Genomic DNA, 19,274 nt, shown 5'->3' on the forward strand with positions numbered 1-19,274 from the left:
GGAGCAATCGATGTCTGTGAACTACGGCTCCAAGCGCACCGTCGTCGGCGCGCATTACGGCTTGCGCGACTGGCTCAGCCAGCGTGTCACCGGCGCCCTGATGGCGCTCTTCACCATCATCCTGCTGGCACAGGTGATCTTCTCGCGCGGTCCGATCGGCTATGACACTTGGGCCGGCATCTTTGCCGCGCAATGGATGAAGGTGCTCACCTTCGTGGTGATTGCCTCGCTGCTCTATCACGTCTGGGTCGGCATGCGCGACATCTGGATGGACTACGTCCAGCCCGTCGGCATCCGCCTCGTGCTGCAAGTTTTCACGATCGTCTGGCTTCTGGCGTGCGCAGGTTGGGCCATTCAAGTGCTTTGGAGGCTGTGATGCCCCCAAGCTTTTCGTTTCACGTAATCGCTGCCCCCCGAGGGGGCGAGGCCTCCCTTGGGGCGGCCCGGCAGGAGTCCTGACCCCATGACCTATACAAAAGAACAAATCACGAAGCGCAAGTTCGACGTCGTCATCGTCGGTGCCGGCGGCTCCGGCATGCGCGCCTCGCTGCAGCTGGCGCGGGCCGGCCTCAATGTCGCCGTTCTGTCCAAGGTGTTTCCGACGCGCTCGCACACCGTCGCGGCGCAGGGCGGCGTTGGCGCCTCGCTCGGCAACATGAGCGAAGACAACTGGCACTACCACTTCTACGACACGATCAAGGGTTCCGACTGGCTCGGCGACCAGGATGCGATCGAGTTCATGTGCCGCGAAGCACCAAAGGTTGTGTACGAGCTCGAACACTTCGGCATGCCCTTCGACCGCAATCCGGACGGCACGATCTATCAGCGCCCTTTCGGCGGCCACACGGCCAACTACGGCGAGAAGCCGGTGCAGCGTGCCTGCGCGGCGGCTGACCGCACCGGCCACGCGATGCTGCACACGCTCTATCAGAAGAACGTCGAAGCACGCACGCAGTTCTTCGTCGAGTGGATGGCACTGGACTTGATCCGCGACGCCGAAGGCGACGTGGTCGGCGTGACGGCACTCGAAATGGAAACCGGCGACCTGCACATCCTGCAGGCCAAGACCGTGCTGCTGGCCACCGGCGGCGCCGGGCGCATCTTCGCGGCATCGACCAACGCATTCATCAACACCGGCGACGGGCTCGGCATGGCCGCACGTGCGGGCATCCCGCTGCAGGACATGGAGTTCTGGCAGTTCCACCCGACCGGCGTGGCCGGCGCCGGGGTGCTGTTGACCGAAGGCTGCCGCGGCGAAGGCGCGATCCTGCTGAACAGCAACGGTGAACGCTTCATGGAGCGTTACGCACCGACGCTCAAGGACCTCGCACCGCGTGACTTCGTCTCGCGTTCGATGGACCAGGAAATCAAGGAAGGCCGAGGCTGCGGGCCCAACAAGGACTACGTGCTGCTGAAACTCGACCACCTCGGCGCCGAAACGATCCACAAGCGCCTGCCCTCGGTGTATGAGATCGGCATCAACTTCGCCAACGTCGACATCACCAAGGAACCGATCCCGGTCGTGCCGACCATCCATTACCAGATGGGCGGCATCCCCACCAACATCAACGGCCAGGTCGTCATCCAGAAGGGCGAGGAAAACAGCGCCGTGGTTCACGGCCTCTACGCCGTCGGCGAATGCTCGTGCGTGAGCGTGCACGGCGCGAACCGCCTGGGCACGAACTCACTGCTCGATCTGCTGGTGTTCGGCCGCGCAGCCGGTAACCACATCGTCGAGTTCAACGACAAGCTCAAGGAGCACAAGGACCTGCCGGCCGACGCCGCCGACCGCACATTGGAGCGTCTCAACCAACTCGAGCGCTCCACCAGCGGCGAATACGCCCAGGACGTGGCCAACGAAATCCGGTCGGTCATGCAGCAGCACGCCGCGGTGTTCCGCAAGCAGGCATCCATGGACGAAGGCGTCCAGAAGATCGCAGCCGTGCGTGAACGCGTCGCGGAAGTCACTCTCAAGGACAAGTCGCGCGTTTTCAACACCGCGCGCATCGAAGCCCTGGAAGTCGACAATCTCATCGAAGTCGCGCAGGCCACGATGGTTTCGGCCGCCGCTCGCAAGGAATGTCGTGGCGCGCACACGGTCGAGGACTACGAGCGCCCGGCGGACGATCCGGTCGCGCCGCTCGGCCGGGACGACGCGAACTGGATGAAGCACACGCTCTGGTACAGCCAGGACAACCGCCTCTCGTACAAGCCTGTCAAGCTGCAGCCGCTGACCGTAGAGTCCGTGCCGCCCAAGGTCCGCACGTTCTGAGATTCCACGACACAAGCATTACAAGGCATCACGATGAAGCGCACATTCCAAATCTACCGTTACGACCCGGACAAGGACGCCAAGCCCTACATGCAGACCATCGAGATCGAACTCGACGGCCACGAGCGCATGCTGCTGGACGCCCTGATGAAGCTCAAGGCGCAAGATCCTTCCTTGTCGTTCCGCCGCTCCTGCCGCGAAGGCGTTTGCGGCTCGGACGCCATGAACATCAACGGCAAGAACGGCTTGGCCTGCCTGACCAACATGCTCACGCTCAAGGGCACGATCGTGCTGAAGCCGCTGCCCGGCCTGCCGGTGATCCGCGACCTGATCGTGGACATGACGCAGTTCTTCAAGCAGTACAACTCGATCAAGCCGTACCTGCAGAACGACACGGTGCCGCCCGAAAAGGAACGTCTCCAGTCACCCGAGGAGCGCGACGAGCTCAACGGCCTCTACGAGTGCATCCTGTGCGCGAGCTGCTCGACCAGCTGCCCAAGCTTCTGGTGGAATCCCGACAAGTTCGTCGGCCCCGCCGGGCTGCTGCAGGCCTATCGCTTCATTGCCGACAGCCGTGACGAAGCCACCGGCGAGCGCCTCGACAACCTCGAAGACCCGTACCGCCTGTTCCGCTGCCACACCATCATGAACTGTGTGGACGTGTGCCCCAAGGGCTTGAACCCGACCAAGGCCATCGGCAAGATCAAGGAATTGATGGTGCGCCGCGCCATCTGACAAAAGCCTTGGACATCATGCAAGCCACCGACGATCTCAACCAGCCGATCGGCGTACGCGCGCTGAGCAAGCTGAAATGGCGTTGCCGGCGCGGCTTGCTCGAAAACGACCTGTTCATTGCCCGTTTCTTCGAGCGGCACGAGGCAAGCCTGACCCTTGGGCAGGCGCAGGCACTGGAGACATTGATGGACCTGTCAGACAACGATCTGCTCGACCTTTTGCTTCGTCGAAAGGAGCCCGAGCCCGGATGGGCCGGTGCCGGAGTGATCGAACTGCTGCAGTTGATGCGCACCGACGGCGCGCAATTCCTATCTTCCTGAACATATCCATTGAAAGACCCGAAATGAAAGCATCCGAGACCAAGGCCACGCTGTCGTTCAGCAACGGCGGACAGAACGTCGACCTACCGATCTACAAGGGAACGATGGGCCCCGACGTGATCGACATCCGCAAGCTCTACGCCCAGACAGGTATGTTCACCTACGACCCGGGCTTCATGTCGACGGCCTCGTGCGAATCGGCTATCACCTACATCGACGGCGACAAGGGCGAACTGCTCTACCGCGGCTATCCCATCGAGCAACTCGCGACCAACTGCGACTTCCTCGAGACCTGCCACCTGCTGCTGTACGGTGAACTGCCCAACCCGGACCAGAAGGTCAACTTCACGAAGCTCGTGACCAACCACACGATGGTCAACGAGCAGATGCAGTTCTTCCTGCGCGGCTTCCGCCGTGATGCCCATCCGATGGCCATCATGACCGGCCTGGTCGGCGCGCTCTCGGCCTTCTATCACGACAGCACGGACATCAACAATCCGAAGCACCGCGAAATCGCCGCGATCCGCCTGATCGCCAAGATGCCGACGCTGGTGGCCATGGCCTACAAGTACACCGTGGGCCAGCCCTACATGTACCCGAAGAACGAACTCAGCTATGCAGGCAACTTCCTGCACATGATGTTCGCGACGCCGTGCGAAGAGTACAAGGTGAGCCCGGTGCTCGAACGCGCGCTCGACCGCATCTTCATCCTGCACGCAGACCACGAGCAAAACGCCTCGACCTCGACCGTGCGCCTGTGCGGCTCGTCGGGCACCAACCCGTTCGCGGCGATCGCGGCCGGCGTGGCCTGCCTCTGGGGCCCTGCCCACGGCGGTGCCAACGAAGCAGCGCTCAACATGCTCTACGACATCCAGAAGGCCGGCGGCGTCGAGAAGATCGGCGAGTTCATCAAGCAGGTCAAGGACAAGAACTCGAATGTCAAGCTGATGGGCTTCGGGCATCGGGTCTACAAGAACTACGATCCGCGCGCGAAGCTGATGCAGGAAACCTGCAAGGAAGTGCTCGGCGAACTGGGCCTCGAGAATGATCCGCTGTTCAAGCTGGCCATGGCCCTCGAGAAGATCGCACTGGAAGACGAATACTTCGTGTCGCGCAAGCTCTACCCGAATGTCGACTTCTATTCGGGCATCGTGCAGCGCGCCATCGGCATCCCGGTCCCGCTGTTCACCGCCATCTTTGCGCTCGCGCGCACTGTCGGCTGGATTGCCCAGTTGAACGAAATGATCGGCGACCCCGACTACAAGATCGGCCGTCCTCGCCAGTTGTTCGAAGGTTCGCCCAAGCGCGACGTCAAGCCGATCACGCAACGCTGATCGCTGCTTTGCCCTCACCCAGGAAAGCTGCCTTCGGGCAGCTTTTTTGCGTTTTGGCTTACATGGCCTGAATGGGCGGGACGGTAATTTTGGAATCGGAGGGTCACTGCTTCATTCACCTGTTCCTTTTCGATTCCTAAGGAGTTCCGTCATGAAAAAAATCGCTGCAATGATGGCCGTCACTTTTGCCTTCGTCATCCCGCTCGCTGGATGCAACACCATGAAGGGCGCAGGCCAGGATATTCAGAAGGGTGGCCAAAAGATGGAAGACGCGGCGACGAAGAAGCAGTGAGGATTTGGACGCCCGCGGCGCTCATCGCGCCGCGGCAATGAAGTCATCGCAGATCACGATGACTCAACCCCCAAAACAAGGAGAAAATAGGGCCCACCATCTCTGAACGAGATGCCAGAGCCCTTATGACTTCCTCCGAACGCAGTTTCGCCCGCCGCATCGACCTGACGTCGCTGCAGTTGTTCGTGGCCGTCTGCGAACTGGGCAGCATCGGACGGGCAGCGGAGCGCGAGTTCATTGCGGCTTCGGCCATCAGCAAGCGCCTGTCGGATCTGGAAGCCACCCTTGGCACCCCCCTCCTCTATCGCCACGCGCGCGGCGTCGACCTGACACCCGCGGGCGAAAGCCTGCTCCATCACGCCCGCTCGGTGCTCTACAGCCTCGAAAAGATGCAGGGCGAGCTCAGCGAATACGCGGACGGCGTGCGAGGCCACGTTCGCGTCCACGCCAACATCTCGGCCATCGTCCAGTTCCTGCCGGAAGACCTCGGCGCATTCACGCGCGAGCACGACGCCATCAAGATCGATCTTGAAGAGCATCTCAGCAGCGAGGTCGTGCGGGCGGTCCACGAAGGCGCCGCCGACCTGGGCGTCTGCCATCTGCCGGAGGGCACGAGCGAACTGCAGAGCCTTCCCTATCGCAAGGATGCGCTGGTGTTGGTCGTGCCGGCGCGACATCCGCTTGCGTCGAAACAGGCGGTCGACTTCGCCGATTCCCTGGATTTCGACCACGTCGGACTGCACACCAACAGCTCCATCTACGTCGCCATGCACCAAGCCGCGCTGGCCCAGAACCGCGCGATCAAGCTTCGCATTCACGTGACGGGACTCGACGCGATGTGCCGGATGATCGACAACGGCCTCGGCATCGGCGTGATGCCGCTTCGCGCCTTCGAGCTCATGCAAGGCGGCATCGGCCGCGGCCTGAAGAACATCGCGCTCAACGACCGGTGGGCCGCGCGGGAGATTCGCTTGGTCGCGCGCGATTTCTCCACCCTCCCGGTAGCGGCCCGCATGCTCGTCACGCACCTGCACTCGCCTTCCTCGGCGCCCGAACAACTCGCCGCATAAGACATTCATTTCCCCACGAAAGAGACCACCATGTCACGCACGCTTTACGACAAGCTCTGGGACGAACACGTCGTCCACACCGAGGAAGACGGCACCGCGATCCTCTACATCGACCGTCACCTCGTCCATGAAGTGACCAGCCCCCAGGCTTTCGAAGGCCTGCGCGAAGCCGGGCGCAAGCTGTGGCGTATCAGCTCCGTGGTGGCGACCGCCGACCACAACACACCGACCACCCACTGGGAGCGCGGCTACGACGGCATCGAGGATCCGATCAGCAAGGAGCAGATCACCACGCTCGACAGCAACATCAAGGAATTCGGCGCCGCCGCGTTCTTCCCGTTCCTGAGCAAGCGCCAGGGCATCGTGCATGTGATCGGCCCCGAATCGGGCGCCACGCTGCCGGGCATGACCGTCGTGTGCGGCGACTCTCACACCTCCACGCACGGCGCCTTCGGCGCGCTCGCGCACGGCATCGGCACCAGCGAGGTCGAACACGTCATGGCCACGCAGACGCTGCTCGCCAAGAAGGCCAGGAACCTGCTCGTGAAAGTCGAGGGCAAGCTGCCCCTGGGCTGCACGGCGAAGGACATCGTGCTCGCGATCATCGGCAAGATCGGCACCGCGGGTGGCACAGGCTACACGATCGAATTTGCCGGGTCCGCGATTCGAGACCTGACCATGGAAGGCCGCATGACGGTCTGCAACATGGCGATCGAAGCCGGCGCGCGCGCGGGAATGGTGGCCGTTGACGAAAAGACCATCAACTACGTCAAGGGCCGCCCCCTCTCGCCCACGGGTGTCGAGTGGGACCAGGCCGTGGCCTACTGGAAGACGCTGCACTCCGATGCCGACGCGCATTTCGACACGGTGGTCGAACTCGACGCAGCGCAGATCAAGCCGCAGGTGACCTGGGGCACTTCGCCCGAAATGGTCGTCCCGGTGGACGGCCGCGTGCCGGATCCCGACAAGGAAAAGGACGCGAACAAGCGCGGCGCGATCGAACGCGCCTTGACCTACATGGGCCTGGAGCCGAACAAGCCGATGAACGACATCCTCATCGACAAGGTGTTCATCGGCTCCTGCACCAACAGCCGCATCGAGGACATGCGCGAAGCCGCTGCGATGGTCAAGAAGCTCGGCCAGAAAGTTGCCAAGAACGTCAAGCTGGCAATGGTCGTTCCCGGCTCGGGCCTCGTGAAGGAACAGGCTGAGCGCGAAGGTCTGGACCTGATCTTCAAGGCGGCAGGCTTTGAATGGCGCGAACCCGGCTGCTCGATGTGCCTCGCCATGAACGCCGACCGGCTGGAGCCGGGCGAGCGCTGCGCATCGACCAGCAACCGCAATTTCGAAGGACGGCAAGGCGCCGGCGGCCGCACGCACCTCGTCAGCCCCGCCATGGCCGCGGCCGCCGCTGTCCACGGTCATTTCGTCGACGTACGTCAATTCGCCTGATTAGGAGCCACACCATGCAGAAATTCACCGTGCACAAGGGCCTCGTGGCACCGATGGACCGCGAGAACGTCGACACCGACGCCATCATCCCCAAGCAATTCCTGAAGTCGATCCGCAAGACCGGCTTCGGCCCGAACCTGTTCGACGCCTGGCGCTACCTGGATCCGGGCGAGCCGGGCCAGGACCCCAAGTCGCGCAAGCCCAATCCGGACTTCGTGCTGAATCAACCGCGTTACGCGGGCGCCTCGGTGCTGCTTGCGCGCAAGAACTTCGGCTGCGGATCGTCACGCGAGCACGCGCCCTGGGCGCTCGACCAATACGGCTTCCGCGCCATCATCGCGCCGAGCTATGCCGACATCTTCTTCAACAACAGCTTCAAGAATGGCCTGCTGCCGATCGTGCTGAGCGAATCGCAGGTCGCGCAGCTTTTCGACGAGACCTTTGCGTTTCCGGGCTACAGCCTGACCATCGACCTTGAACGCCAGGTCGTGATCAAGCCGGACGGCACCGAGATTCCGTTCGAAGTCCAGGCTTTTCGCAAGTACTGCCTGATCAACGGACTCGATGACATCGGCCTGACGCTGCGCCACAAGGACAAGATCAAGGCCTTCGAGACCGAGCGCCTGGCGACGAAACCGTGGCTGTCGCACCAGTTGATCGCCTGATTGCCCACAATCAAAACTTCCAGACGAACCTTCATGAAAATCGCAGTACTCCCCGGTGACGGCATCGGMACCGAAATCGTCGCCGAGGCGCTCCGTGTCCTCGAAACGCTCGATCTCTCGTTCGAGACCGAAACCGCACTCGTCGGCGGCGCAGCCTACGAGGCCCACGGCCATCCGCTACCCGAATCCACGCTCAAGCTCGCCAAGGAGGCCGATGCGGTGCTCTTCGGCGCCGTAGGCGACTGGAAATACGACAAGCTGGAACGCTCGCTGCGGCCCGAGCAGGCCATTCTTGGCTTGCGCAAGAACCTCGGCCTGTTCGCGAACTTCCGTCCGGCCATCTGCTACGAGCAGTTGGTCGATGCATCGAGTCTCAAGCCCGAGCTGATCGCCGGACTCGACATCCTCATCATTCGCGAACTGACGGGCGACATCTATTTCGGCCAGCCACGCGGCCGCCGCACGGCCGTCGACGGCCACTTCCCGGGCGCCGAAGAAGCCTTCGACACCATGCGCTACTCGCGCCCGGAGGTCGAGCGCATCGCCCGCGTCGCGTTCCAGGCGGCGCGCAAGCGCAGCAAGCGCGTGACCAGCGTCGACAAGGCCAACGTGCTTGAGACCTTCCAGTTCTGGAAGGACATCGTCACCGAGGTCGGCAAGGAATATCCCGACGTCGAACTCGACCACATGTACGTCGACAACGCAGCCATGCAACTGGTCAAGGCGCCCAAGAAATTCGATGTGGTGGTCACCGGCAACATGTTCGGCGACATCCTCTCGGACGAGGCCGCGATGCTCACCGGATCGATCGGCATGCTGCCCTCCGCATCGCTCAATTCAAGCAACCAGGGCCTCTACGAGCCCAGCCACGGCAGTGCGCCAGACATCGCAGGCAAAGGGGTTGCCAACCCTTTGGCTACAATCCTGTCCGCTGCCATGATGCTCCGCTTCTCCCTGAACCAACCCGAGGCTGCCGACCGAATCGAGTCGGCGGTCAAGCACGTGCTGGCTCAGGGCTTGCGTACGGCAGACATCTGGTCCGCTGGTACCACCAAGGTAGGCACCCGCGAAATGGGCGATGCCGTGGTGGCTGCCATCACCAAAAAGACGATTACCGGCTAACCGCAGCCCGATTCGTCACGCCCCTCCCCGGCTCTGACGAGCCGGGCGCAAAGAGAAGACAACTTTCTTTTTTCACAAGGGCAAACTGAAATGGCGAACGCAAATCAACCTCTGGTCGGCCTCGTAGGCTGGCGCGGCATGGTCGGCTCGGTCCTGATGGACCGCATGCAGGCCGAAGGCGACTTCGGACTGATCGAGCCGGTCTTCTTCTCGACTTCCAACGCCGGCGGCAAGGCCCCGGCCATGGCAAAGAACGAGACCACGCTCAAGGACGCCCACGACATCGATGCACTCAAGAAGTGCGACATCGTCATCACGGCCCAGGGTGGCGACTACACGACGGAGGTCTTCCCTAAGCTGCGCGCAGCCGGCTGGAAGGGCCACTGGATCGACGCGGCATCCACGCTGCGCATGAACGACGACGCGATCATCGTTCTCGATCCTGTCAATCTCCCGGTCATCGAGAACGCGCTGGCCAAGGGCGGCAAGAACTGGATCGGCGGCAATTGCACGGTCAGCTGCATGCTGATGGGCGTCGGAGCGCTCTACAAGGCCGGCCTGGTCGAATGGATGACCAGCATGACGTACCAGGCGGCATCCGGCGGCGGTGCCCAGCACATGCGCGAGTTGCTCACCCAGTTCGGCACGATCAATGCCGAGGTGCGCGCCCTCCTCGACGACCCGAAGTCGGCCATCCTTGAAATCGACCGCAAGGTCCTGGCCAGGCAGCAATCCTTCTCTGCCGCTGAAACGGCGAACTTCGGTGCTCCCCTCGGCGGCAGCCTGATTCCCTGGATCGACAAGGACCTGGGCGACGGCATGAGCAAGGAAGAATGGAAGGGCGGCGCCGAAACCAACAAGATCCTCGGCCAGGGCGCGGGCTTCGGAACGGCTGCGACGCCGGTGGACGGCTTCTGTGTGCGGATCGGCGCGATGCGCTGCCACAGCCAGGCGCTGACCTTCAAGCTCAAGAAGAACGTCCCCGTGGCTGATATCGAGGCGTTGATCGCCGCCGACAACCAATGGGTCAAGGTCGTGCCGAACAACCGCGAAGCCACGGTCAAGGACCTGACGCCCGTCGCAGTCACCGGAACCATGACGATCCCGGTCGGCCGCCTGCGCAAGCTGGCCATGGGCCCCGAATATGTCGGCGCCTTCACCATCGGCGATCAACTGCTCTGGGGCGCGGCCGAACCGCTGCGCCGCATGCTGCGCATCCTTCTGGAAGCCTGAAGCGTCCCGAGCGCGTCCTCCGGGACGCGCGCCGTTGCTGTGCCGCAACGGCCAATGCATGACGAAGTTTGCACGCACTGGGTAGATAAGGCCTGTCGCCTTGTCAGTGGGGGGTGTTGATGTTAACGTCCCCTTACACTTTTGGGCCGAGCTGCCCCCTTACAGCATGACACGACAACCGTTGACCGCGGCCCGCCTCTCGGCCACACGCCCCGCTCCGACGACCTTGGGTCGCGGACAGCTTTCAGTACTCAGTGCAGCTGTCKCGGTGGCGTTGGGGGCCTTCAGCGCCGACTCCAGTGCAGTGACGCTCGGGCGCCTCAACATCCAATCAGCCCTCGGCGAGCCGCTGCGCGCTGAAATCGAGGTCGCCGACCTCACTCCGGCAGAGGCGGATGGCCTCAAGGTCAACATCGCTTCGTCCGCCGCCTTCAAGGCTGCCGGCGTTCCCTACAACTCCGCGCTGTCCGATGTTCGCGTCGGCGTCCAGCGACGGGCCGACGGGCGCTACGTCGTACGGCTCACCAGCAACCGGCTGGTCAGCGAGCCCTTCATCGACCTGCTGCTCGAAGCCAATTGGAGTTCGGGACGGATCGTCCGGGACTACACGATGCTGCTCGATCCCCCGACCAGCCGCCAGGCAGCCGCACCCGTCGCACCGACTGCGCCGCAGATCAGCGCGCGCCCACAAACCGCAGCGCCTGTCGTGGTTCAGGCGCCGCCGGTGCGTTCGCAGCGCCCCGCTGCGACACCAGCAGTTCCGCCGGAACCCGATGCAATTCGCACCGGAACAGGCAGCGCCACGGGAGATCAACAGGTCACCGTGAAAGCAGGTGACACAGCGAGCAAGATCGCGGGCGCATACAAGCCGGCCGACGTGTCGCTCGACCAGATGCTGGTGGCACTTCTGCGCGCCAATCCCAATGCCTTCATCGGTGGCAACGTCAACCGGATCAAGGCCGGCGCGGTGCTGGATGTACCCGGTGCTTCCCAAGCCGAAGCGATTCCGCCGGCCGAAGCCAAGCGCACCGTGGTGGCACAGAGCCGCGATTTCGGCGACTACCGTCGGCGCCTTGCGGAAAACGCACCGACGTCCCAGGTGGCCGATGCCAGCCGTCAGGCCACGGGCAAGCTGCAGGCCAATGTTGAGGACCGCAACGCTGCGAACGCTGCCAGCGACAAGCTGAAGATCTCCCAGGGCATCACTCCCGGCCACCCGACCGAAGAGCAGATCGCTCAGGCGCGACAAGCGCAAGAGAGCAACGCGCGCGTCGCCGAGTTGTCGAAGAACATCAGCGATTTGAACAAGCTGCAGGCTACCGGAGGCAGCGCCGCCCCGGCCGCTGCGCCGAGCCCTGCACCCGCTCCTGCCGCTACTCCCGCTCCTGCCCCTGCCCCTACTGCGGCGGTTGCCGCGCCCGCAATTCCGCCCGTAACAACAGCGGCACCCCCTGCCGCAGCACCAACGCCCAGCGAGACCGCTGCGACCCCCGCCCCTCCAATTGCGGCTGCCCCTGTGGTCGCCGCCGGCACAACGCCGGCTGCTGCCGCACCGGCGCCCGCACCTGCGCAGCCGCCAGCCGCCGCCGCGACGCCCGCGCCCAAGGCAGCCAAGCCTGCAGCGCCTCCGGCACCCGCAGAGCAGGGCTTCTTTGCGGAACTGCTCGAAAACCCACTCATGGTCGGGGCGGCTGCGCTGATCGCGTTGCTGATCGGCTTCCTGCTCTACCGCGTACTCGGCCGCAAGCGTCGCGACGCAGGCGACAGCGTCTTCATCGAGAGCCGAATCCCCAAGGACTCCTTCTTCGGCGCCAGCGGCGGCGAATCGGTCGACACGAAGAATCGCGGCAATTCAGTGGTGTCCTCACTCTCGTACTCGCCCAGCCAACTGGATGCCGGCGACGTCGACCCCGTGGCGGAGGCCGATGTCTATCTGGCCTATGGTCGCGACCTGCAGGCCGAGGAAATTCTGCGTGAGGCGTTGCGCGTGAACCCGGAACGCACCGCAATTCACCTCAAGTTGCTGGAAATTCACGCCAAGCGCCGCGATCTTCGCGCTTACGAGGCACTCGCCGCGGACGTTCACAAGCTCACCGGCGGCACCGGGACCGACTGGAACCGCGTCGTGGAACTGGGCAAGGATCTGGATCCTGGCAACCCCTTGTACGAATCGGGCGGCCGCGGCGCGTCGGCGGCAGAAGCTGCTGCCTTCGCCGGAACGCTGGCAGCGGCGTCGACTGTAACGGCACCTGCAACCGCACCCGCCCCTCTGGCCGCTGCGGCCGAGCCGGCCGAAGCCCCGCCTCCGGCTTTCGTGCCCTCCGTGGCGCCGCTGGACTTCGATCTCGATCTGAGCAAGCCGCCGGTACCTGCGGCAACCGCGCCGGTGCCCATCAGCGCGACCCTGCCGCCCGTGCCGGTTCAGCCCGCTCGCGAAATTCCGCGCGCCGTACCCGTTTCGGGGGGCATGAATGGCCATGCAGCGGCGAGCCACGCGCCTCGCCTCGATCTTGAAAACGACTTCGACACCGCCCCCGGGGCCCTGGAGCCGATCACGCGCGCTCCCTCGTCGTCCGATGAAGAACGCACACAGCCGGCGCCGCTGCGCGCCGGTCTCCCGGCAGACTCCGGGTTCATCGAATTCGACATGAGTTCGCTGGCCGGCCTGTCGAGCCGCAACCCCGGCGACACGGAACGTGGCCGCCTAGAACCCGTGGAGGAAAGCGGCGAGGGTCCGCACGCGATCAAGCTCTCCCTGGCACGCGAACTCAAGGCGCTCGGCGACGTCGAAGGCGCCCGCTCGCTGGTGGAAGAAGTCGCCGCCGAAAGCTCCGGCGACATCAAGGCCGAGGCCAAGCAGCTCCTCGGTCAGTTGCGCTGAGTGGCCATGCGGCCGCCGATCCTGTCGTGAGGCTGGCTCTCGGTGTCCGTTACAACGGTCAGGCTTACGAAGGCTGGCAAAGCCAGCTTTCGGGCCGGACCGTGCAGGACAAGCTCGAAGCCGCCCTGACCAAATTTGCCGCACAGCCGATCTCCACGCTCTGCGCAGGCCGCACCGATGCAGGTGTCCATGCCCTGATGCAGGTGGTGCATTTCGACACTTCCGTCGATCGCGCGCCCTTTTCCTGGATGCGTGGCACCAACCGATTTCTCCCCGACGATATCGGTGTGCAGTGGGCGCAGCCCGTCCCCGATCAGTTCCATTGCCGCGCGAGCGCGCTCGCGCGCCGCTACGTCTACATCCTTTCGCAATCGCCGGTTCGCCCCAGCCTTGACGCCGGGCGCGTGGGCTGGTCAATGTACCCGCTGGACGGCGATGCCATGCGTGCCGCCGCGGAAATGCTCCTGGGTCAGCATGATTTCAGTTCGTTCCGGGCCTCGGCTTGCCAGGCGCGCTCGCCGATCAAGAACTTGCGCCGCATTGTCATCACGCGGCACGGAGATACGGAGCGTTGCCGCTGGCACTTCGAGTTCGAGGCCGATGCGTTCCTTCATCACATGATCCGCAACATCATGGGCTGTCTCGTGCGCATCGGCCGGGGCGACGAACGGCCGGAATGGATGCTCGAAGTCCTGGAAGCGCGCAGTCGCGTGGTCGCGGCGCCAACCTTCTCGCCGAACGGCTTGTACTTTCTCGGACCGTTGTATGCCGCCGGCTGGGGTCTCCCGCCCGAGGCGACCCTGGACGGAGGAGGCGCTGCGTATGATGGCCCGCCATGAACGCCACCGTCTCGAGCAGCCGCACTCGAATCAAGATCTGCGGGCTGACGCGCGAACAGGACGTTGACGCCGCCGTGGAGGCTGGTGCCGATGCGATCGGATTCGTCCTTTATCCGCCCAGCCCGCGCGCGGTGACGGTGGAGCGAGCGGCGGATCTGGCCTCTCGGCTTCCGCCCTTTGTCACGCCGGTATTGCTGTTTGTCAACGAAGACACGACACGAAGCGTGGGAGCCCTCTCCTCGGTAACCGGCGCCATCGCCCAGTTCCACGGCGACGAGACGCCCGAACAATGCTGGGAAGGCTGCGGCCGGGGCGCCCACCGGTTCATGCGTGCAGCCCGGATTCCGCTGGGCGCCGCCGGCGCGGGCTTCGACCTCGTAAAATACGCGTCCGATTACTCCCGCGCCCAAGCCATCCTGCTCGACGCTCACGTCGAAGCCTATGGCGGCGGCGGCAAGGCATTCGATTGGTCACTTCTTCCACCCGCCGTCGACGCTCACCTCGTCTTGAGTGGTGGGCTCACACCTGCAAACGTGGGCGATGGCATTCGCCAGCTGCGGACGCGCTGCAAGTCGCTGTCCGTTGACGTGAGTTCGGGCGTCGAAGCCTCCAGGGGCATCAAGGACGCCGGAAGGATTCGCGAGTTCGTCGCCGCAGTTCGCGCGGCCGATGCCTCTTCCTAGTTTGCTGCCGGCAGCCCGTCTCGATCGTCGGGCGCTGGCCCACTGATCGAGACCATGAACACCTATCAGCAACCAGACGCCACCGGCCACTTCGGCATCTACGGCGGGACCTTCGCCAGCGAAACGCTGACCCACGCCATCAATGAATTGCGTGACGCCTACGCAAAGTACAAGGACGACCCGGAATTCCTTGCCGAATTCCGCTACGAACTCGCGCATTTCGTTGGCCGGCCGTCGCCGATCTATCACGCCGCACGCACCAGCCGCGAAATGGGCGGTGCGCAGATCTATCTGAAGCGCGAAGACCTCAACCACACCGGCGCCCACAAGGTAAACAACACCATCGGCCAAGCCATGCTGGCCAAGCGGATGGGCAAGCCAAGGGTGATCGCAGAGACCGGCGCTGGCCAGCACGGTGTGGCTACCGCCACCATCTGCGCGCGCTATGGCCTCGAATGCGTGGTCTACATGGGCAGCCAGGACGTCAAGCGCCAAAGCCCCAATGTCTACCGGATGAACCTGCTGGGCGCGACCGTCGTTCCGGTGGAGTCCGGCAGCAAGACCCTGAAGGACGCCCTCAACGAGGCCATGCGCGACTGGGTCACGAACGTCGAGAACACGTTCTACATCATCGGCACGGTCGCCGGGCCTCACCCCTACCCGACCATGGTGCGTGACTTCCAGAGCGTGATCGGCAACGAATGCATCGATCAGATGCCGGCCATGCTCGCGGCGCAAGGCATCACCGGCGAAGCCGAAGGCAGGCAGCCCGACGTGGTGGTCGCCTGCGTGGGCGGGGGCAGCAATGCGATGGGCATCTTCCATCCCTACATTCCGTTCGAGGGCACGCGGCTGATCGGCGTCGAGGCGGCCGGCGAAGGCCTGGACAGCGGCAAGCACTCCGCTTCGATCCTGCGCGGCAGCCCCGGTGTGCTGCACGGCAACCGTACGTACCTGCTACAGAACGAAGACGGTCAGGTGACAGAAACCCATAGCATCAGCGCGGGTCTCGACTACCCCGGCGTGGGGCCCGAGCACGCCTACCTTGCCGACATCGGTCGCGCCGAGTACGTCGGCATCACCGATACCGAAGCGCTCGAGGCGTTCCACTATCTCTGCCGCACCGAAGGCATCATCCCCGCGCTGGAATCGAGCCATGCAGTGGCCTATGCCATGAAGCTGGCAAAGACGATGCGCCCGGACCAATCGATCCTGGTCAACCTGTCCGGCCGCGGCGACAAGGACATCGGCACGGTCGCCGATCTCTCAGGCATCGACTTCTACGACCGGCCGTCGATGCGCGGCCTCAACGTGAAGGGAGGCAAGGCATGAGCCGCATTGCAGCCACCTTCGAAGCCTTACAGAAAGACGGCCGCAGGGCACTGATTCCGTACGTGACAGCGGGCTTCCCTTACGCCGACATCACGCCCGATCTCATGCACGGCATGGTCGAGGCCGGCGCCGATGTGATCGAGCTCGGCGTTCCGTTCTCCGATCCGATGGCGGACGGTCCCGTGGTCCAGCAGGCCGGCGAAGCCGCCCTGGCCCTGGGCATCGGCACGAAGCAGGTTCTGGCCATGGTTGCGGCCTTCCGCCAGAAGGACCAGGCCACGCCCGTCGTGCTGATGGGCTACGCCAACCCGGTCGAGCGCTATGACGGCGTGCATGGCAAGGGCAGCTTCGTCCGCGATGCAGCGGCGGCTGGCGTCGACGGCATGCTGGTGGTCGACTATCCGCCCGAGGAGTGCGAGGAATTCGCCGCCGACCTCAAGGCGAAAAACATCGACCTGATCTTCCTTCTCGCGCCGACCAGCACCGACGAGCGCATGGCGCAGGTCGGTCGCATTGCTTCCGGATACGTCTACTACGTCTCGCTCAAGGGTGTGACCGGTGCCGGAAACCTCGACACGGAAGCGGTCGGCCAGATGATTCCACGCATCCGCCAGCACGTGAAAGTGCCTGTCGGCGTGGGCTTCGGCATCCGCGACGCACGCACCGCGCAGGCCGTGGGCTCGGCGGCCGACGCCGTCGTGATCGGCAGCCGGATCATTCAATTGATCGATGGCCAGCCGCGCGACGCAGTCGTGCCCCTGGTGCGGGAATTTCTGGCCGGAATCCGGCAAGCACTCGACGCCCTGCCCGCAGCCATTCCGAAGAACGCGGCTGGCCGATAATCGCCGCCAACACAAGGAGCCCCCATGAGCTGGCTTGAAAAACTGCTACCCCCAAAGATTGCGCCGACCGACCCGAGCGAGCGCCGCCAGATGCCCGAGGGCCTCTGGATCAAGTGCCCGAGCTGCGAGACCGTGCTCTACAAGACGGATCTGGAACACAACCAGAATGTCTGCCCGAGCTGCGGCCATCATCACCGCATCGGTGCGCGAGCGCGTCTCGACGCCTTTCTCGATTCCGAAGGCCGCTACGAAGTGGGCCAGGAAGTCCTCCCGGTCGATGCCCTCAAGTTCAAGGACAGCCGCAAGTACCCCGAACGCCTCAAGGAAGCGCTGGAAAACACCGGCGAAACCGATGCGCTCGTCGTCATGGGCGGCTCAGTCCACAGCATCAATGTCGTGGTTGCCTGCTTCGAGTTCGACTTCATGGGCGGCAGCATGGGCAGCGTGGTCGGCGAGCGCTTCGTGCGCGGCGTCGAAACCGCCATCGAGCAGAAGGTGCCGTTCATCTGCTTCACCGCAACCGGTGGTGCGCGCATGCAGGAAGGCCTGCTCTCGCTGATGCAGATGGCGAAGACCAATGCGGCGCTGACGCACCTCGCCAAGAAGGGACTGCCTTACATCAGCGTGCTGACCGATCCGACCATGGGCGGCGTGAGCGCAGGTTTTGCGTTCGTGGGCGACGTGGTCATCGCCGAGCCGAAGGCGCTGATCGGTTTTGCCGGCCCGCGCGTGATCGAATCGACCGTGCGCGTGACCTTGCCCGAAGGCTTCCAGCGCGCAGAATTCCTCCAGACCAAGGGCGCCATCGACTTCATCTGCGATCGGCGCGAGCTGCGCAAGACGGTGGCAAACACCCTGGCGATGCTGTTGCGTCAACCCGCGGACGCGGTGATCTGACAGGCGCGAAGACCCGGCTTACGGCCCCAGGGTGAAGACCGAAGCCATCGCGCTGCCCAGGACGATCGCGCCGACCTGCAGCAGCACGATGGCGACCAGCGGTGAGAGGTCCACGCCGCCGACCAGCGGAACGAAGCGCCGCAACGGCCGCACCAGCGGGTCCGCCAGGCGCGCAATCAAGTCGTGCAGCATCGAAGACGCATTCGGCACCCACGACAACACCGCGTAGACAATCAGCAGCGCAGTGAGCCCCGACACCGCGAGCTGCAGCAGACCGATGAGCGACACCAGCGGAAGGATCGTCCAATGGCCAAGTCCGCCCATCAGCAACCACAGCAGCACGAACTTCGCCATGACGAGCAGCCAGGCGGCCACCGCGCTGGCCAGGTCCCAGCGCTTGACCGAAGGCACGATTCGGCGCAGCGGCAGCACGATCCAGTCAGTGATGGCGAACACGAAGCGCCCCAGCGGATTGCCGAACGGCACCCGGTGGTATTGCATGTAGAGACGCAGCAGGCAAGCGCCGCCCAGAAGGCCGACGATCACGTCGAGCAGGAACGATGGGATCTGATAGAGCATGGCGCGAGGTCGTGAGCGGAATGCGATGATAGCCACGCCAAGGTTCACCAATGACGACACAACCCGTTCTGCGCTCCCTTCCCTTGTTCCCCCTGGGCACCGTGTTGTTTCCCGGCGGCCTTCTGCCCTTGCGCATCTTCGAGGTGCGCTACCTCGACATGATCGGCAGATGCCACAAGAACGGCTCGCCCTTTGGCGTGGTCAGTCTCACGCAGGGCTCGGAGGTTCGCAGGGCGGGGGCTGAAGCCGAGCGCTTTGCCACGCTCGGTACCTTCGCAACCATCCGCGAATTCGAATCGCCGCAAGCCGGGTTGATGCAGATCGAATGCGTCGGCACGCAGCGCTTTCGCATTCGCTCGAGCGAATTGCAGAAGCACGGGCTGTGGACGGCCGAGGTCGAATCCATCGCCGACGATCTGCCTCTCGAGGTTCCCGACGACCTTCGCCACGCGGCCGACGCGCTGCGTCGACTGGTCGACACGCTGGAAGAGCGTCGGCGCAACGAAGGCGACCCGAACGTTCGCTTGCCCATTCCGGAACCCTGCCGCTTCGGCGATTGCGGATGGGTCGCCAATCGCTGGTGCGAACTGCTGCCGGTGCAGCCCGAACTCAAGCAGCGGTTGATGGAACTCGACAGCCCGCTGATGCGCCTCGAACTGGTCAGCGATTTGTTGGCGCGCACCGGCATCGTCAAGTAGCCTGCTACAAGTTCGATAGCAATCGATC

At 64.1% G+C, this 19,274-nt stretch carries 19 protein-coding genes; 18 read left to right on the plus strand and 1 reads right to left on the minus strand.

Features of this window, described 5'->3' with window-relative positions; all coding sequences use genetic code 11:
* Positions 1-10 precede the first annotated feature (10 nt).
* The 17 genes from sdhD to accD all read left to right on the plus strand — a co-directional run bounded on the left by sdhD (position 11) and on the right by accD (position 17,969).
* Complete coding sequence (gene sdhD / locus AC1DN9_RS12630; protein ID WP_478100586.1) at positions 11-376, plus strand: succinate dehydrogenase, hydrophobic membrane anchor protein; 366 nt, start codon at positions 11-13, stop codon at positions 374-376.
* An 87-nt stretch (positions 377-463) separates the two neighbouring features.
* The gene (sdhA, locus tag AC1DN9_RS12635) at positions 464-2,272 is read left to right on the plus strand and encodes a succinate dehydrogenase flavoprotein subunit (protein WP_478100587.1); all 1,809 of its coding nucleotides are present in this window, start codon (positions 464-466) and stop codon (positions 2,270-2,272) included.
* A gap of 33 nt (positions 2,273-2,305) precedes the next feature.
* A complete protein-coding gene (locus AC1DN9_RS12640; RefSeq protein WP_478100588.1) occupies positions 2,306-3,007 on the plus strand; it encodes a succinate dehydrogenase iron-sulfur subunit in 702 nt (233 codons plus the stop codon).
* Between the two features lie 17 nt (positions 3,008-3,024).
* A complete protein-coding gene (locus AC1DN9_RS12645; RefSeq protein WP_478100590.1) occupies positions 3,025-3,327 on the plus strand; it encodes an FAD assembly factor SdhE in 303 nt (100 codons plus the stop codon).
* Positions 3,328-3,350: 23 nt separating this feature from the next.
* The gene (gltA, locus tag AC1DN9_RS12650; protein WP_478100592.1) at positions 3,351-4,661 is read left to right on the plus strand and encodes a citrate synthase; all 1,311 of its coding nucleotides are present in this window, start codon (positions 3,351-3,353) and stop codon (positions 4,659-4,661) included.
* A gap of 151 nt (positions 4,662-4,812) precedes the next feature.
* Positions 4,813-4,953 (plus strand): entericidin A/B family lipoprotein, encoded by a 141-nt coding sequence (locus AC1DN9_RS12655; protein WP_478100593.1) that lies wholly within the window; start codon positions 4,813-4,815, stop codon positions 4,951-4,953.
* Positions 4,954-5,078: 125 nt separating this feature from the next.
* Positions 5,079-6,023, plus strand: a complete 945-nt coding sequence (locus AC1DN9_RS12660; RefSeq protein WP_478100595.1) for a LysR family transcriptional regulator — start codon at positions 5,079-5,081, stop codon at positions 6,021-6,023.
* 30 nt (positions 6,024-6,053) lie between these two features.
* Positions 6,054-7,475, plus strand: a complete 1,422-nt coding sequence (gene leuC / locus AC1DN9_RS12665; protein ID WP_478100597.1) for a 3-isopropylmalate dehydratase large subunit — start codon at positions 6,054-6,056, stop codon at positions 7,473-7,475.
* Positions 7,476-7,489: 14 nt separating this feature from the next.
* Positions 7,490-8,140, plus strand: coding sequence for a 3-isopropylmalate dehydratase small subunit (gene leuD, locus AC1DN9_RS12670; protein ID WP_478100599.1), 651 nt, complete (start codon positions 7,490-7,492; stop codon positions 8,138-8,140).
* 33 nt (positions 8,141-8,173) lie between these two features.
* The gene (gene leuB, locus AC1DN9_RS12675; protein WP_478100601.1) at positions 8,174-9,262 is read left to right on the plus strand and encodes a 3-isopropylmalate dehydrogenase; all 1,089 of its coding nucleotides are present in this window, start codon (positions 8,174-8,176) and stop codon (positions 9,260-9,262) included.
* Between the two features lie 90 nt (positions 9,263-9,352).
* Positions 9,353-10,495, plus strand: coding sequence for an aspartate-semialdehyde dehydrogenase (gene asd, locus AC1DN9_RS12680; protein WP_478100603.1), 1,143 nt, complete (start codon positions 9,353-9,355; stop codon positions 10,493-10,495).
* A 166-nt stretch (positions 10,496-10,661) separates the two neighbouring features.
* Entirely contained in the window at positions 10,662-13,376 is a 2,715-nt protein-coding gene (locus AC1DN9_RS12685; RefSeq protein WP_478100605.1) for a motility hub landmark protein FimV, read from the plus strand.
* Between the two features lie 26 nt (positions 13,377-13,402).
* Positions 13,403-14,215, plus strand: a complete 813-nt coding sequence (gene truA, locus AC1DN9_RS12690) for a tRNA pseudouridine(38-40) synthase TruA (RefSeq protein ID WP_478100607.1) — start codon at positions 13,403-13,405, stop codon at positions 14,213-14,215.
* Entirely contained in the window at positions 14,212-14,898 is a 687-nt protein-coding gene (locus tag AC1DN9_RS12695; protein ID WP_478100609.1) for a phosphoribosylanthranilate isomerase, read from the plus strand. The genes truA and AC1DN9_RS12695 overlap by 4 nt, the downstream gene beginning before the upstream one ends.
* 54 nt (positions 14,899-14,952) lie before the next feature.
* A complete protein-coding gene (gene trpB / locus AC1DN9_RS12700) occupies positions 14,953-16,230 on the plus strand; it encodes a tryptophan synthase subunit beta (RefSeq protein ID WP_478100611.1) in 1,278 nt (425 codons plus the stop codon).
* Positions 16,227-17,072: a tryptophan synthase subunit alpha gene (gene trpA, locus AC1DN9_RS12705; protein WP_478100613.1), complete on the plus strand. Its 846-nt coding sequence runs from the start codon at positions 16,227-16,229 to the stop codon at positions 17,070-17,072. Before trpB ends, trpA begins: the two co-directional genes overlap by 4 nt.
* A 24-nt stretch (positions 17,073-17,096) precedes the next feature.
* Positions 17,097-17,969 (plus strand): acetyl-CoA carboxylase, carboxyltransferase subunit beta, encoded by an 873-nt coding sequence (accD, locus tag AC1DN9_RS12710; RefSeq protein ID WP_478100615.1) that lies wholly within the window; start codon positions 17,097-17,099, stop codon positions 17,967-17,969.
* 18 nt (positions 17,970-17,987) lie between these two features.
* Here the strand turns inward: accD and AC1DN9_RS12715 are convergent, their stop codons facing one another.
* On the minus strand, positions 17,988-18,548 hold the full coding sequence (locus AC1DN9_RS12715; protein ID WP_478100617.1) for a YggT family protein: 561 nt from the start codon (positions 18,546-18,548) through the stop codon (positions 17,988-17,990).
* A 50-nt stretch (positions 18,549-18,598) separates the two neighbouring features.
* Between AC1DN9_RS12715 and AC1DN9_RS12720 the strand changes: the two genes are divergently transcribed.
* Positions 18,599-19,246: an LON peptidase substrate-binding domain-containing protein gene (locus AC1DN9_RS12720; RefSeq protein WP_478100619.1), complete on the plus strand. Its 648-nt coding sequence runs from the start codon at positions 18,599-18,601 to the stop codon at positions 19,244-19,246.
* Positions 19,247-19,274: the final 28 nt, after the last annotated feature.

It is taken from the genome of Variovorax sp. 05L425 (assembly GCF_056397705.1).